This window comes from Sphingobium sp. (assembly GCF_049304695.1).
Lineage (GTDB): Bacteria > Pseudomonadota > Alphaproteobacteria > Sphingomonadales > Sphingomonadaceae > Sphingobium.
Window position 1 is genome coordinate 14,317 of the sequence record NZ_JBAQOK010000046.1, and the last position, 14,456, is coordinate 28,772.

At 63.0% G+C, this 14,456-nt stretch carries 15 protein-coding genes and 1 tRNA gene; 8 read left to right on the plus strand and 8 right to left on the minus strand.

Going from position 1 to position 14,456, the window contains the following annotated elements; genetic code table 11:
* The first annotated feature begins 9 nt into the window (after positions 1–9).
* From WA070_RS06930 to WA070_RS06960, 7 genes are all read left to right on the plus strand, one after another.
* Complete coding sequence (locus tag WA070_RS06930) at positions 10–690, plus strand: flagellar basal body L-ring protein FlgH (protein WP_422633365.1); 681 nt, start codon at positions 10–12, stop codon at positions 688–690.
* 11 nt (positions 691–701) lie between these two features.
* Positions 702–1,934 carry a flagellar basal body P-ring protein FlgI gene (locus WA070_RS06935; protein ID WP_422633366.1) on the plus strand — a complete coding sequence of 411 codons (1,233 nt, stop codon included), beginning with the start codon at positions 702–704 and terminating at the stop codon, positions 1,932–1,934.
* Entirely contained in the window at positions 1,934–2,278 is a 345-nt protein-coding gene (locus WA070_RS06940) for a rod-binding protein (protein ID WP_422633424.1), read from the plus strand. Before WA070_RS06935 ends, WA070_RS06940 begins: the two co-directional genes overlap by 1 nt.
* On the plus strand, positions 2,275–3,615 hold the full coding sequence (gene flgK, locus WA070_RS06945) for a flagellar hook-associated protein FlgK (protein ID WP_422633367.1): 1,341 nt from the start codon (positions 2,275–2,277) through the stop codon (positions 3,613–3,615). The genes WA070_RS06940 and flgK overlap by 4 nt, the downstream gene beginning before the upstream one ends.
* Before the next feature lie 19 nt (positions 3,616–3,634).
* Entirely contained in the window at positions 3,635–4,480 is an 846-nt protein-coding gene (locus WA070_RS06950; protein ID WP_422633368.1) for a flagellin, read from the plus strand.
* A 140-nt stretch (positions 4,481–4,620) separates the two neighbouring features.
* Positions 4,621–5,484, plus strand: a complete 864-nt coding sequence (gene motA / locus WA070_RS06955) for a flagellar motor stator protein MotA (RefSeq protein ID WP_422633369.1) — start codon at positions 4,621–4,623, stop codon at positions 5,482–5,484.
* A 3-nt stretch (positions 5,485–5,487) separates the two neighbouring features.
* Positions 5,488–6,543, plus strand: a complete 1,056-nt coding sequence (locus WA070_RS06960) for a flagellar motor protein MotB (RefSeq protein WP_422633370.1) — start codon at positions 5,488–5,490, stop codon at positions 6,541–6,543.
* A 212-nt stretch (positions 6,544–6,755) separates the two neighbouring features.
* Here WA070_RS06960 and WA070_RS06965 read toward each other — a convergent pair whose 3' ends face one another.
* From WA070_RS06965 to WA070_RS06995, 7 genes are all read right to left on the minus strand, one after another.
* A complete protein-coding gene (locus tag WA070_RS06965) occupies positions 6,756–8,147 on the minus strand; it encodes an ATP-binding protein (protein ID WP_422633425.1) in 1,392 nt (463 codons plus the stop codon).
* A gap of 11 nt (positions 8,148–8,158) precedes the next feature.
* Positions 8,159–8,878 carry a response regulator gene (locus WA070_RS06970; protein WP_422633371.1) on the minus strand — a complete coding sequence of 240 codons (720 nt, stop codon included), beginning with the start codon at positions 8,876–8,878 and terminating at the stop codon, positions 8,159–8,161.
* Positions 8,879–8,953: 75 nt separating this feature from the next.
* Entirely contained in the window at positions 8,954–9,610 is a 657-nt protein-coding gene (locus WA070_RS06975) for an EF-hand domain-containing protein (protein WP_422633372.1), read from the minus strand.
* 140 nt (positions 9,611–9,750) lie between these two features.
* The gene (locus WA070_RS06980; protein ID WP_422633373.1) at positions 9,751–10,404 is read right to left on the minus strand and encodes a methyl-accepting chemotaxis protein; all 654 of its coding nucleotides are present in this window, start codon (positions 10,402–10,404) and stop codon (positions 9,751–9,753) included.
* Between the two features lie 94 nt (positions 10,405–10,498).
* A complete protein-coding gene (locus tag WA070_RS06985; RefSeq protein WP_422633374.1) occupies positions 10,499–11,728 on the minus strand; it encodes an argininosuccinate synthase in 1,230 nt (409 codons plus the stop codon).
* A 148-nt stretch (positions 11,729–11,876) separates the two neighbouring features.
* Entirely contained in the window at positions 11,877–12,878 is a 1,002-nt protein-coding gene (locus tag WA070_RS06990) for a hypothetical protein (RefSeq protein ID WP_422633375.1), read from the minus strand.
* A 128-nt stretch (positions 12,879–13,006) separates the two neighbouring features.
* The gene (locus tag WA070_RS06995) at positions 13,007–13,219 is read right to left on the minus strand and encodes a DUF4169 family protein (protein WP_422633376.1); all 213 of its coding nucleotides are present in this window, start codon (positions 13,217–13,219) and stop codon (positions 13,007–13,009) included.
* A gap of 127 nt (positions 13,220–13,346) precedes the next feature.
* Between WA070_RS06995 and WA070_RS07000 the strand changes: the two genes are divergently transcribed.
* Positions 13,347–14,336 carry a LacI family DNA-binding transcriptional regulator gene (locus WA070_RS07000; protein ID WP_422633377.1) on the plus strand — a complete coding sequence of 330 codons (990 nt, stop codon included), beginning with the start codon at positions 13,347–13,349 and terminating at the stop codon, positions 14,334–14,336.
* Positions 14,337–14,369: 33 nt separating this feature from the next.
* Here the strand turns inward: WA070_RS07000 and WA070_RS07005 are convergent.
* A tRNA-Gly gene (locus WA070_RS07005) sits at positions 14,370–14,443 on the minus strand.
* Positions 14,444–14,456: the final 13 nt, after the last annotated feature.

Sequence of the window (14,456 nt, forward strand, 5' to 3'; positions counted from 1 at the left end):
CGGACTGTGATGCGCATTTCCCTTGTCACCCTGATCGGCCTGACCGCCGTTACCATCGCCGCAACGCCCGCCGACGCGGGCAAGAAGCGCGACGCGGAACGCGTGCTCTACGCGCCGACCTTCGTCGCGCCGCAGCCGGTCGCGCCCGCCGCCAACGGATCGATCTTTCAGGCGTCGATGGGCTATACGCCGCTGACCAGCGGCGCGCGCGCCACGTCGGTCGGCGACATCATCACCATCGTGCTGGTCGAACGGACGCAGGCGACCAAGAGCAACAGCGCCGACACCAACCGCAGCGGCAATCTGGGCCTGACCCCGCCGTCGAGTGGCATATTGTCCAAGCTGTTTTCCGCCAGCGACGTTTCGATGGGTGGCCAGAACGCCTTTACCGGCAAGGGTAATGCGACCCAGTCCAATGCGCTGTCCGGCGAAATCACCGTGACGATCGCGCAGGTCTATCCCAACGGCACGATGCTGGTGAAGGGTGAGAAGGCGCTGACGCTCAATCGCGGCGACGAATATATCCAGATCAGCGGTCTGGTACGGCAGGCCGACATCAGCCCCGACAACCGCATCGCGTCCACCCGCGTGGCCGATGCCAAGATCATCTACACTGGCAAGGGCGAAATCGCCCGCGCCAGCAAGCAGGGCTGGCTCCAGAGCTTCTTCTCGAAAATCAGCCCCTTCTGATGGAGCGCATCGTGCAGAAAATTCTCGATCGCCTCATAAAGATCCTCCCCTTGAAGGGGAGGTGGCAGGGCGAAGCCATGACGGAGGGGTGTCACCCTATCGAGAAGGCGACACCCCTCCACCATCTTCGGCGGTCCCCCTCCCCTTGCGGGGGAGGATTTATCGTCGCGCTCCTCGCACTCATCTCCCTCACCACTCCCGCCCATGCCGAACGCGTCAAGGATCTGGGTACGTTTCAGGGGGTCCGCCCCAACCAGCTGACCGGCTACGGCATCGTCGTGGGTCTTGCAGGCACGGGCGACGACAGTCTGGATTATGCGACGCAGGGCATGAAGGGCGTCGTCTCACGCTTTGGCCTGACTCTGCCGCAGGGCGTCAATCCTGCGCTGAAAAACGCCGCTGCCGTGCTGGTCACGGCCGATCTGCCCGCCTTCGCCAAGCCGGGCCAGCGCCTCGACATCACCGTGTCGGCGCTGGGCAAGGCCAAGTCGCTGCGCGGCGGTACGCTGATCCTCACCCCCCTGCGCGGCGCGGACAATGAAATCTACGCCATGTCACAGGGCAATCTGGCGGTCGGCGGCCTTGGCGTGTCCGGCGCGGATGGCAGCCAGGTGTCGGTCAACATCCCGTCCGCCGGGCGCATCCCCGGTGGTGCGACGGTGGAACGTGCGGTCGTGACCGGTTTCGACACCGCGCCCACGCTGACCTTCAATCTGGCCGAAGCTGACCTTACCACGGCGCTGCGCGTCGCCGACGGCATCAACCGCGCCTTTGGCGATCGCCGTGCGCACGCCATGGACGCCGTGTCCGTCGCCATCGACGCACGGCAGGGCGCCGAAGACCGCATCATGATGATGGGCATGATCGAGAATATCGAGATTTCGCCCGCCGAGGCCCCCGCCAAGGTCATCGTCAATGCGCGCACCGGAACGGTTGTCATCAACGGCGCGGTCCGCATCCATCCCGCCGCCGTCGCGCATGGCAAATTGACCGTCAGCGTCAATGAAGCACCCAGCATCGTGCAACCCGCCCCCTTCAGCCGTGGCGAGACCGCCGTGCAGCAATCCAGCACGATCTCGGTCAACGAGGAAAAGAAACCTATGGTTAATTTTAAAGGTGGGGCGTCGCTGGCCGATATAGTCAAGGCGGTCAATGCGATCGGGGCTTCCCCGGCGGATATGGTCGCGATCCTGGAAGCCTTGAAACAGGCTGGCGCGATGAAGGCTGAATTGGTGATATTATGATGCAAGTCGCGACGACATCCTCCGCAAACGCAACGGCTGCGGCCACCGGCACGTCCAGCGCCGGCACATCGAGCAAGGCGCAGCTTGAAAAAGCGGCCAAGCAGTTCGAGGCGATTTTCCTGCGGCAGATGATCGGCGCGATGCGATCGGCCAGCCTGGCGGAGGGGATCAGCGATTCCAGCGCCACCGAACAATTTCAGTCGATGTCCGATTCCCGCACGGCGGACGCATTGGCGAACAAGCAAAGCATGGGCATCGCCCAATTGCTGATGAAGCAATTTAGCGGGCGCGTGCAGGATGCACCCGCCGTCGCTACCCCTGACAGCAAGGCGACTGGCCAATGAGCGGCGACCTGTTCATCATCGGTGCGTCCGGCACCAAGGCCTATCGCACCGCCATGGCGGCGATCGGCGAGAATATCGCCAACGCCAGCACGGCCGGCTATGCGCGCCGATCCGTCACAACCGCGGAATCGGGCGCATCGACGGCGACCATGGCGATGTACACCACCCGCGCCAATTTCGGCGGCACGCAGGTGATGAGCGTCAATCGCGGCACCGACCCCTATCTGGACGCCAGCGTGCGGATGACCGGCATGACGCTGGGCAGTTCGACCGCGCGGCTGCGCTGGTTGAGCGATTCGGAAACCGCCCTCAACGATACCAGCATCGGCGTGGGACAGTTGATGAACGGCATGTACCAGAATATGGAAAAGCTGGCTGCCAATCCCAACGACACGTCGCTGCGCGTCACCACGCTGGACAGCATCGGGCGGATCGCCGACGCCTTCAAACAAACCGCCAGCGATCTGCAGACCGTATCATCGGGCATCAAGACCGAAGCCACAGCGTCGGTCGAGACGATCAACCGTTCGCTTTCCAACCTTGCCGAAATCAACAACAGCCTGCTGCGCGCCCAACCGGGCACGTCAGCCTATGCGCAATTGCTCGACAGTCGGGACACCGCGCTTCAGGACGTGACGAGCAACATGAACGTCGAGATCAGTTTCGGCGCGCATGACAGTGCGACGGTCAGCTTCAATGGCCAGACGCTGGTCAGCGGCGACAAGGCAAACAGCCTGAACGTCGCCAGCAACAGCAACGGCACATTGTCGCTTTCGATGTCGGACGGCACGGCGCTGGCCGCGCCGACCAACGGCAGTCTGGGTGGGCTATTCTCATCGGCATCCACCGTATCGGATCGGCGCGCCAGCGTGGACGCGATCGCACAGCAGTTTGTTACCGACATGAACGCATGGCATGCCCAGGGCGTAACCAATGGCGGCGCGAGCGGTGGCGCATTGCTATCCTATGGTGGCAGCGCCGCCAGCGTCAGTGCGCTCATCACCGATCCGGCCGCTCTGGCCCTCAAATCGTCCGACGGCACGCAAAACGGCAATCTGCTTACGGTCACATCGACCCTGCGCGGCAATGGCAGCGTGGAACAGAGCTGGACTTCGCTGATCGCGACGCACGGCAATCTGCTGTCATCGACCAAAGCGGAAAACACCACCGCGCAAAGCCGCAGCGACCAGGCGGTCGCCGCGCGCGAAGCGGTGAGCGGCGTCGACCTCGACATGGAAGCGGCGGATCTGCTGCGCCTTCAGCAGGCCTATTCGGCCAGCGCCAAGGTGCTCCAGATCGCCAAGGAAACCGTCGATTCCATCATGCAGATCATCTGAACGGAAAAGGGCTTGAGCCATGGTAGGCATTACAAACAAGATCATGCTCGCCGAAATCCGTCGGCAGCAGCAATTGTCACAGAGCATCGTGGATGGCCAGACCGCCATTTCGACCGGCATCACGCTCACCAAGCCGTCCGACGACGCGCTCGCCTGGGTTCAGGTGTCCGACGTCGGCCGTGCGCAGGCGCAACAGGCCGCATGGCAGACCAATGTCAGCTATGGCACGTCGCGGGCCAGCACGGCGGAAGCCAATCTGGAAGAGATGAATTTGCTGCTCACCCGCGCGCAGGAATTGACGACCGCCGCGCGAAACGGGTCGCTCAACTCCAATAGCCAGGCGGCCTATGTCGAAGAATTATCGACGATCCGCACGACCATCAATGAAATGCTGAACCAGAAGGATTTCCAGGGCACGCCGGTGTTCGATGATACGCAAAGCGTGCTGGTGCCGGTCGGACGCGGCCTCAATCTGGCCGTCGTGGGCACGCGGCAGGAAGTATCTGAAGGGATCGATGTCAATGGCAGCCCCATGTCGATCGACGACATATTGGCCCAGACGATCAGCGCGATCCAGAACGGCGACGACGCCAGCATCGCCAGTTCGTTGACGGCGGTGCAGGCAGCGCAAAGCCACATCACGATCCAGCAGACCCGGCAGGGCGTGCGCAGCGACCGGCTGGATGTCGTAGGCACGCGGCTGACCGACGTGGACCTTGACCTGACCGAACGACGCTCAGGCCTCGAATCATCGAACCTGACCGAAGTGATTTCCAACGTGAAAGCGCAACTGTTGCAACTCGAAGCCGCGCAGTCGGCCTTTGCAAGGATCAATCAGAAGACCCTGTTCGACCTGATCAGCTGATGCGGTGAAAAAGTGCGGCGGCGTAAAAAACCGCAACGTCCTAAACCGGACGCTAACCAATCCGTATTAACGATAAGGGCAGGCGTCGTTGATGATGCCGCAGGAGCCGACGGCTCCAGGACGTTTTTTCGGGGATTACCATGTTCGCAGCCATCGGCCTTGTCATTCTGATCGTCATGGTTTTCGGCGGCTTCGCCTTTACCGGCGGCGACCTCGGCCCGGTGCTCCATGCCCTGCCCCACGAAATGCTCATCATCGGCGGCGCTGCCGTCGGCGCGCTGGTCATCGGCAACAGCGGCGCGGATTTGAAAGCGCTGGGCGGCGGTCTTGGCAAAGTGTTCAAGGGCGCGAAATATAAGAAGCAGGATTTTCTCGACTGCATCTTCCTCGTCTCCAAATTGATGAAGACGTTGCGGGTCGAAGGTCCGGTGGCGCTGGAACCGCATATCGAAGATCCGGCCAGTTCGACCATCTTCACCGAATATCCCAAGCTGATGAAGGACAAGACGCTCGTCCACCTGATCAGCGATACGCTGCGCCTCGTCGTGGTGTCGTCGGGCACGCTCGATCCCCACGCGGTCGAGGAAGTGATGGATAACAGCCTCAAGACCCATCATCATGAAGCGATCAAGCCAGCCGACAATCTTCAGGGGCTGGCCGACGCGCTGCCCGCACTGGGCATCGTCGCGGCGGTGCTGGGCGTGGTCAAGACCATGGGGTCGATCGACCAGCCGCCCGCCATCCTGGGCGCGATGATCGGTTCGGCGCTGGTCGGCACCTTCCTGGGCATTTTGCTCGCCTATGGCATGGTCAATCCCTTCGCCAGCCGATGCCGCAGCGTGATCGAGGCGGACGGCGCCATCTATCATGTCGTCAAACAGATCATCGTCGCATCGCTGCACGGCCATCCACAGCCGCTCGTCATCGAAGCGGCGCGTTCGGGCCTGACCCACGCCAACCAGCCCGGCTTTGCCGAAGTGTTCGACGGCATGCGGGGCAAATAAGCCATGGCGGAAAAAAAACGCGGCGCGAACGAGCCGGAACCCCGGCCGATCATCGTCAAGAAAATCATCGTCGAAGGGCATGGCGGCCATCATGGCGGCGCATGGAAAGTCGCCTATGCCGATTTCGTGACGGCGATGATGGCCTTCTTCCTGCTGATGTGGCTGCTGGGCGCGACGACCGAGAAACAGCGCAAGGGGCTGGCGGATTATTTCACGCCCACGCTGGTGCAGATGAAGGAAAATTCCGCTGGATCGAACGGCATGTTCGGCGGCGACAGCATGATGGCGAAGGATAATTTCCCGACCACCGGCGGTCAGGGCAATCTGGCCATCACCATACCGCGCGACGCCACCGGCACCAAGGAACAGGGCGGCAAAGCCACCCGCGCCGCCGACCGGCAGAAATTCGAATCGATCAAACGCGATCTGGAAGCCCGCATGGCGCGGCAGCCGGGCATGGCGAAGCTGCGCAAGAATGTGCGCTTCACCGAAACCCGCGAAGGGTTGCGCATCGACCTGATCGACGAGGCCGATTTCGCCATGTTCGCCATGGGCACCGACCGCCTGATCCCGCAGGCCCGCGCGCTGATTTCGGAAGTCGCCACGGCGCTGCGCACCATGCCCAACCCGCTGATCGTGCGCGGCCATACCGATGGCCTGCCCTATACGTCGGGGCAGACGATGAATAACTGGACCCTTTCGTCCAGCCGTGCAGAATCGACGCGCCGGGCACTGGCGGACAGCGGCATCGGCAACGATCGCTTCGCCAGGATCGAGGGCGTCGCTGACCGCGAACCCTTCATCAAGGGCAACGCCTACGACCCGCGCAACCGACGCATGTCGATCATCCTTGGCTGGACCCGTGGCGGCAACGACACGTCCGGTGGCGACGATCTGGACGCCGATACCAAGGCCGCCGTCAAGGCACGCGACAACCCGATCACGGTCGCGAAGGAACAGGCACGGCAACTCGACATGGGCGGCACCGCCCTGCCCAGCGGCGTCACGCTGATGAACCCGACCCCGGCCGGCACGTCGAGCAAACCGGGCAAGCATTGAGGGGTATAATTGGGGTGGGCGCGCCTCCCACAATCGTCATTCCCGCGAAGGCGGGAACCCATCTTGCGACCTCGCCCACGGGTCGGCGGGTGAAAACATAAGCACCCCGCCTTCTCAACGGCTACGCGCGAAAATATGAATCGCGCAGAGCCGCAGAGAAAGGCGAGAAGAACAGGAACGCATCAAACATCCTCCCCTGCAAGGGGAGGACTTCAAACCGGCAACACCAGACTCGCTTCCAGCCCGCCCCCGCTCCGGTTGACCAGCCGCAATTCGCCCTGATGCTCCGCCATGATGGCGCGCACCAGCGCCAGACCCAGCCCCGCGCCGCCGGTTTCGCGATTGCGCGATCCTTCCAGGCGGGTGAAGGGTTCGAGCATTTCGTCCATCCGATCCTCCGCGATGCCCGGCCCGTCATCGGCGACGACCAGACGAATAGCATGCGCCTCCCGCACCACCGACACATGAGCGCGCTCGCCATAGACGATGGCGTTTTCGATCAGGTTGCGCAGCGCACGGCGGATCTGTTGCGGGCGTACGAAGGCGACGGCGCGGTCGCTGTCGGCCATGTCCACCGGCGCATCCAGTTCGATGAAATCCTCCACCACCGCGTCGGCCAGCGAGGCCAGATCGACCTTCTGCGCCGCCTGCGTGCTGCGGCCTGCGCGCGCGAGCGAAAGAATATCCTCCAGCATCCGGTTCATTTCAGTGATGGTTTCGGTCATGCGCGCGCGTTCTCCTTCATCCTCCACCGATTCCGCCCGCACCCGCAGCGATGCCAGCGGCGTGCGCAGATCATGGCCGATCGCGCCCAGCATCCGGTCCTTTTCATTCAGCATGGCAATGATGCGCGATCGCATCGCGTTGAACGCCATCGTCAGTTCACGCACATCGCCCGGCCCGCGTTCGTCCACCGCGTCGGCCGCACCGGTGCGCGCGAATTGCTGCGCCGACGCGGTCAACTGGCGTAGCGGTCGCGCCAGTCGCCGTCCGATCCACAGCAAGGGCGCCAGCACGATGATATAGAGGATCAGCGTCTGACCCGTCAGCCATCCGCCATAGCGTTGCGGCCCGCCGCCAGCGCGCGCCTGCGCCGTCACCCATTTGCCCGGTTCATATTCGACCGCCATCAGCAGCCGGGGACCACGGCGATCAGTCGGGGCAGCCCCTTCCGCGCGCATGCGAATGCGTTCCCACCGGCGCATGGGCAGGGGATGATCATCCTCCACTGCCACGATCGTGCGGACAGACAGGCCGATATCCTCGAACATCGCGCGCGCACGCTTTTCGACATCGGGACGCGACTTGCCGGTCAAGGCGGGGCGCTCGGTGGAAAATTGCAGGAAGCGGCGATCGGGACCATCGGCGTCGCGCCGGTTGGGGCGATCCGGCCGGGCGCGCTGGCCCGGCCAGCGATCTGCCCGAACATCGAGCGCGTTAATGATCCGATAGACCGCCGGCGCAGTCTGCCCAGTCAGTTCAAGCCGGTTGCGTTCGCGCAGCAGCAGCCCAAAATTGATCGCCTGCGCCACGAACAGCGCCAGCGCGACGAGCAGGATGATCTGGCCGACCAGACTTTGCGGCCACACACGCAGCCGCTTCACGAGGCCAGCGATCATAATTTGCGCACGTCCGCCGAAAGGGTGTAGCCGCCGCCCCACACGGTCTTGATGAGCGTCGGGTTCTTGGGGTCCGGCTCGATCTTCTTGCGCAGACGGCTGATCTGATTGTCGATCGCCCGGTCGAACGCGTTCGCCTCCCGCCCCTGCGTGATGTCGAGCAACTGGTCGCGGCTCAGCACCGAATTGGGCCGGGTGGCAAAGGCCAGCATCAGATTATATTCGGCGGTCGACAGCGGCAGTGAAACGCCCTCGGCATCGACCAGCGTGCGCTCCTGCGTCTTGAGCAGCCACCCGGCAAAGGCATAGTTGGCGCCATCGGGCGCAGTGACGCGCTGTCCCCCGGTCGCGACGCGGCGAAAAATCACCTTGATCCGCGCGACCAGTTCGCGGGGCGAAAAGGGTTTGAGGACATAATCGTCCGCGCCCATTTCCAAGCCGACGATACGGTCGGTCTCCTCCGTCCGCGCGGTCAGCAGGATGACGGGTATCTCGCTGGTCTCGCGAATATGGCGGCACAGCGACAGCCCGTCTTCGCCCGGCATCATGATGTCCAATATCACCATGTCGATCGCATTGGCGTTCAGCCGCACGCGCGCTTCCGCCGCGCTATCGACGGCAGTCACGCGAAACCCGTTACGGCCCAGATATTGGGCCAGCGGTTCGCGGATCGATCGCTCGTCATCGACAAGCAGGAGGTGGGGACGGTCGTTCATATTATCTGTCTGTCATGGGTTGCAACAGGTTGGAAGGGGGCGAAGACAACTACCCTTCGCCCCCCTCGCCATATATCAGTTGGCGGGCGGCGGCGGTGGACCCTTGCGGTCTTTCCACTGGCCACGCATCGCCTGACGCGCTGCCTTCATTTCCTCGGCGGTGACCTTGCCATCCTTGTTGGCATCGGCCTTGTCGAACATGGCGAGTGGTCCCGCCATGAATTCCACCCTGGTCACGACGCCGTTCTTGTCGCCGTCACGGCCCGGACCGCCCATCATGCCATGTCCGCCACGACCATGGCCACGTCCGCCCCACTTACGACCTTCGGGACCACCAGCCTTGCCCATTTCGGCGCGCTTATCGGCGCGCTTTTCCACACGGGCCTGCTGCGCGGCGGCAAATTCAGCCTTGCTGATCTGGCCGTTGCGATCGGTGTCCATCGCAGCGAAGCGCTTGTCCATGCGCTGCTGGCGCATCGCATCACGGTCTTTCTGGGTGATTTGGCCATCCTTATCGACGTCCATACTGGCAAAGCGCGCTTCCAGACCGGCGGTCAGTTCCGCCTTGGTGATCGTGCCGTCCTTGTTGGTGTCGAGCATCGCCATCATGCCCCCGCCGCGCGGGCCGCCGGGTCCACCGGGTCCGGGCTGCGCAAAGGCCATGTGCGAAGCGGCCAGCCCGCCGACGAACAGCGAACCCAGCGCCACGGTGCCAAAAAATCTGCGAATCATGTCCAGTTTCCTTCCAAAGCATCTGTCGCGAACGGCTCTTCGCCGTCCTTGACGATGCTTATCGACCGGACTTGTCCCGCAACTATGTCATGGCACGGACGATTTTGTCGCATTTTGTAATAGCAGGGCGCGGCCCAGGATCAGCCTGAAATCACCAGGCGCGCGTTTCGCGTCGCATTTTGGGTGTCGAGCGCCAGCTTCTTGACCTCTGCCGCGACGACGGAAAAGCCGCGCCCCGCCTCCCCCGCGCGCGCCGCTTCGATCGATGCGTTGAGCGCGAGCAGGTTCGTCTGATGCGCGATGTTGTCGATCGCATCGACGATGCCACCGACTTCGCTCAGAACATGTTCGATACTGGTCCGGCGATCGCGCTCCTGCCGCGCCAGCCGTTGCTCGGCATCTTCGCGCGCGGCGATTGCCTCTTGCTCGGCACTGATGTCGGTGGCGAATTTGATGATGCCGGTCTGGACACCCGCCGCGTCGAACATCGGATTATAGCTGCCCCGGATCCACACGGTGCGACCGTCTCGATCCTGCCGCCGATAGACGCCCGTGTCGAACTGACCCGACCGCAGCCGATCCCAAAAACGTGCATAGTCGACCGTAGCGGCATAGCCCGACTCACAAAAGATGCTGTGGGGTCGCCCGCCGACGTCGGCAAAGTCATAGCCGAACAGGGTCAGGAAATTGTCGTTCGCGCCGATGACGCGACACTTCATGTCAAAGCTGACGATGGCCGTCGATCGCTCTATCGCGCGATAAACGGACGATGTTTCCAATTCTATGCCGTACACGCCCAAGCCTCCACAATGGAGGCTTAGGGCATGACTGGTTAACGATTGGCTAAGCACTCGCCGCGGATCCTTGGAGAATGCGGCGGAAGTGCGATCAGCCGTCGCGCCGTCCCAACAGGCGAAGCCGCAGCGCATTCAGCTTGATAAAGCCCGCCGCATCACGCTGGTCATAAGCACCCGCATCATCCTCGAACGTCACGACCTTCTCGCTGTAGAGCGAATAGGGCGACTTGCGACCGACGATATACACGCCGCCCTTATAGAGTTTCAGGCGGACGGTGCCGGTCACCTTGTCCTGACTGTAATCGATCGCCGCCTGCAACATCTCGCGCTCTGGCGAGAACCAGAAGCCGTTATAGATGAGTTCGGCATAGCGCGGGGCCAGTTCATCCTTCAGATGCGCCGCACCCCGATCCAGCGTTACCTGTTCGATACCGCGATGGGCCAGATGATAGATGGTGCCGCCGGGCGTTTCATACATGCCGCGCGACTTCATCCCCACAAACCGGTTTTCGACCAGATCGAGGCGACCAATGCCATGTTTGCGGCCATAGTCATTCAGCGTTTCGAGCAGGGTTGCAGGCGACATGCCCACCCCATTGATGGCCACGCCATCGCCCCGTTCGAAATCAATGGTGATATATTCGGGCGCGTCGGGCGCATCTTCCGGGTTGACGGTGCGCGAATAGACATAGTCTGGCACTTCGTCCCACGGATCTTCCAGCACCTTGCCCTCGGACGAAGTGTGCAGCATGTTCGCGTCGGTCGAAAAGGGGCTTTCGCCGCGCTTGTCCTTGGCGATCGGGATTTGATTCTGTTCGGCAAATTCGATCAGCTTGGTACGGCTGGTCAAATCCCATTCGCGCCAGGGGGCGATGACCTTGATTTCGGGCGACAGGGCATAATAGCCCAGTTCGAACCGCACCTGATCATTGCCCTTGCCGGTCGCGCCATGGGACACGGCGTCCGCGCCAACCATCTTGGCGATCTCGATCTGGCGCTTGGCGATCAGCGGGCGGGCGATCGACGTGCCGAGCAGATACAGCCCTTCATACAGGGCGTTGGACCGCATCATCGGAAAGACATAGTCCTTCACAAACTCCTCGCGCAGGTCGTCGATGAAGATATGCTCTTCCTTGACGCCCATCAGCCGCGCCTTGGCGCGCGCGGGTTCCAGTTCCTCGCCCTGCCCCAGATCGGCGGTGAAGGTCACGACTTCGCACTGATAGGTTTGCTGCAACCATTTCAGGATCACGCTGGTGTCGAGACCGCCCGAAAAGGCAAGGACGATACGGTTGATCTTGTCGGGCGTGGATGCGGGCATGAGGCTGACGACTCTTTTTGTGAAAAACGGCGCGGAATGACCGGCGCGCCGGTAACAGGCGAGCGGCCAAAGCGCAACCGAGCGGCACATGAAAAAGGGGGCGAGAGCATTGGCCCTCGCCCCCTTCAGAGCCATCAAGACACCGCGATTAGCGGGTGCGCGGCTTCAGGAAGCCCGATGGCGCGCGATCGTTGCCGAAGCGGTAGACCGTCTGGCTGCGGTCGATCTGCTGCGGTGCAGCCGCCTCCACCGATGCCGACTGAGCCGTAGCGGGCGCATCCTGCACGGTTCGTTCGGCCAGCAAGACCCTTGCCCGACGCAAACGCTTGGCATGGGTGAGGAACGGATTCTCCTCGCTCGGCTTTTCAGCGACCATGGCTGCGATCGTGCGATCATAGTCACTGGCCGGGACCGGCGCAGCGTGCGTGCGAGCGGCGATTGGCGCTGCCGGGGCAGGTGCCATCACAGGCTTGGCCACAATCGGTTCAACCGGCGGAACGGCGCGGGCCGGGGCGGGCGTGACCGCCAGAGCATCCTCATCCTCGATCGGACGACGACGGCGCATCATCGCCGCTCCGCCAATCCCGGCGAGCAACAGTGCGCCCCCACCCAGCGCCCACAACAGCGCATTGTCGGCAGGCGGACCATTATCCACCACAGGCGCGACGGACGGCTCCGATACGGCCGCAGCGACAGGCGCAGATTCGGGCGCAGGTTCGGGAGCAGTCACGGGAGCCGGGGTCGCAGCCACAGGTGCCGGTTGCGAAGGTGCAGCCGGGGGCACGGTGCGCGTCTGGGCTACCGGAGCCTGAACCGCAGCGACACGGCGCGGTTGTGCAACAGGCCTGGCGGCGGCTTCCGCTTCCGAAGCGGCGACCGCTGCGGCCAGGCGCTCCTCGACTGACTGCGTCTGCTGCACCACCGGCTGGCTGGCCGCAAAAGTCGGCGCCGTCGTTGCGGGCGCTGCCGTCGCAGCAGGCGCAGCGGGTGCCGTTTCAGGCACCATTGGCGCAGCAGGCGCTGCCGGAGCGGCCGTCGGCGCCTCAACAGGCGGCGCGACAGTCTGCGCAAGCAAAGGTGTTGCACTCAGAGCCAGAACAGCGGCGATCGCGGCCCTGGCGGGGCGGATTGTTAGGATGTTTCCAGTCATAGCAAAGGACCAACCTGCCAACCGGAATATTGATCGCATCCATTTCGCAAAAGCGGGATGAAATGTTTCCACGCTACGATCAATAGAGCCATATGAACGACCATTCATCTTAGGCAGTGAGTTTTTGACTATTCCCCGTCTTGATCGACCGCCCCTTCATCCTGCCGACGTTCGCGGAATGCCCCGGTCAACAGAGCGCTCCGCTTCTCCACGTCCTGCTCGTCCGCCAGCCTCTGCGCCTTGGTCCGTCCGAATTTCGCCCGGTTGGCATCGGCCAGCCGCGCCTTGTCCAACCGCGCCTTCGCCTTGCGCGCCTTATTCAGGCTCACGATCTCGCTCATATCCGCTCGCCTTTCTGTCCAAAACCGCACGCCGCACCGCGACTTATGCCATAGTGACTTGCCAACAGCGCGCCTCCCCCCGCATGGTCTGCTGACCATCTCCATTTCAAGAGCATTCCCGCATTTCATGACCAGCATCAACGACGTTGCCGCCCTCGCCAAGGTTTCGATCAAGACCGTGTCGCGCGTCGTCAACAATGCGACGAACGTCAGTCCCGAACTGCGCACGCGGGTGCAAAGCGCCATCGACCAGTTAAATTATCGCCCCAACCAGTCGGCCCGACGTCTGGCAGGCGGCCGGTCCTTCATGATCGCCTATCTCTATAATAATCCGGCTCAGGGCTATACCAGCGGTATTCAGTCAGGCGCGGCGGAACGCTGCCGGGATCTGGGCTATCATCTGGTGGTCGAACCGATCTCTGCCGGTGCGGAGGAACGGTTCGAAGTGCTGGACAGGCTGGTCGCTGCCCTGCGCCCCGACGGCATATTGCTGGTGCCGCCGCTGGCCGACGACGAATCCTTGCTGGCACGCATCGCGGAGATCGGCCTGCCCTGCGCGCGGATCGCCGGATCGGTGGTCGCGGCTGGCTTCACCATCCACACGCCTGAGCGCGCGGCGGGACGCATGGTCGCCGATCATCTGCTGCACCTTGGCCATCGCCGCATCGCCGTCATCACGCCACCCCCCTCCCATCGCGCGGCGCTGCGCCGGGTGGAGGGATTCCGCGACGGACTGGCCGCCGCTGGCCAGCCGATCGACCCCAGTCTGTTCATCAGCGGCAAGTTCGATTTCGAATCCGGCATCGCCGTGGCCGAAACCTTGCTGTCCCTGCCTCAGCCACCCAGCGCCATCTTCGCCACCAATGACGACATGGCGCTGGGCGTCCTGACGCTGGCCCATCGCAAAGGCATAAGAGTGCCGGAGGATCTGTCCGTAGTCGGCTTCGACGATACTCCCGCCAGCCTGACATCCTGGCCACCGCTCACGACGGTGCGGCAACCACTCGAAGATATGGGCCGATCGGTCATCGACGCGCTGGCCAATGGCCCGATCGAAGCGCCGGAATTTCTATTCACGCTGGTCGAACGCGGCAGCAGCGGTGCCGCCCCGGATTGAGGCTAATCGTCCGATACTGATATGAGGTAACGCTGGAGCGGGTAGCGGGGATCGAACCCGCATCACAAGCTTGGAAGGCTAGTGCTCTACCATTGAGCTATACCCGCATTTCAATGACTT

Coding starts and splice junctions, on each gene's coding strand:
- WA070_RS06940 (WP_422633424.1), top strand. CDS start 1,934: ATGCAAGTCGCGACGACATCCTCCGCAAACGCAACGGCTGCGGCCACC.
- motA (WP_422633369.1), top strand. CDS start 4,621: ATGTTCGCAGCCATCGGCCTTGTCATTCTGATCGTCATGGTTTTCGGC.
- WA070_RS06970 (WP_422633371.1), bottom strand. CDS start 8,878: ATGAACGACCGTCCCCACCTCCTGCTTGTCGATGACGAGCGATCGATC.
- WA070_RS06960 (WP_422633370.1), top strand. CDS start 5,488: ATGGCGGAAAAAAAACGCGGCGCGAACGAGCCGGAACCCCGGCCGATC.
- WA070_RS07000 (WP_422633377.1), top strand. CDS start 13,347: ATGACCAGCATCAACGACGTTGCCGCCCTCGCCAAGGTTTCGATCAAG.
- WA070_RS06990 (WP_422633375.1), bottom strand. CDS start 12,878: ATGACTGGAAACATCCTAACAATCCGCCCCGCCAGGGCCGCGATCGCC.
- flgK (WP_422633367.1), top strand. CDS start 2,275: ATGAGCGGCGACCTGTTCATCATCGGTGCGTCCGGCACCAAGGCCTAT.
- WA070_RS06985 (WP_422633374.1), bottom strand. CDS start 11,728: ATGCCCGCATCCACGCCCGACAAGATCAACCGTATCGTCCTTGCCTTT.
- WA070_RS06930 (WP_422633365.1), top strand. CDS start 10: ATGCGCATTTCCCTTGTCACCCTGATCGGCCTGACCGCCGTTACCATC.
- WA070_RS06995 (WP_422633376.1), bottom strand. CDS start 13,219: ATGAGCGAGATCGTGAGCCTGAATAAGGCGCGCAAGGCGAAGGCGCGG.
- WA070_RS06950 (WP_422633368.1), top strand. CDS start 3,635: ATGGTAGGCATTACAAACAAGATCATGCTCGCCGAAATCCGTCGGCAG.
- WA070_RS06975 (WP_422633372.1), bottom strand. CDS start 9,610: ATGATTCGCAGATTTTTTGGCACCGTGGCGCTGGGTTCGCTGTTCGTC.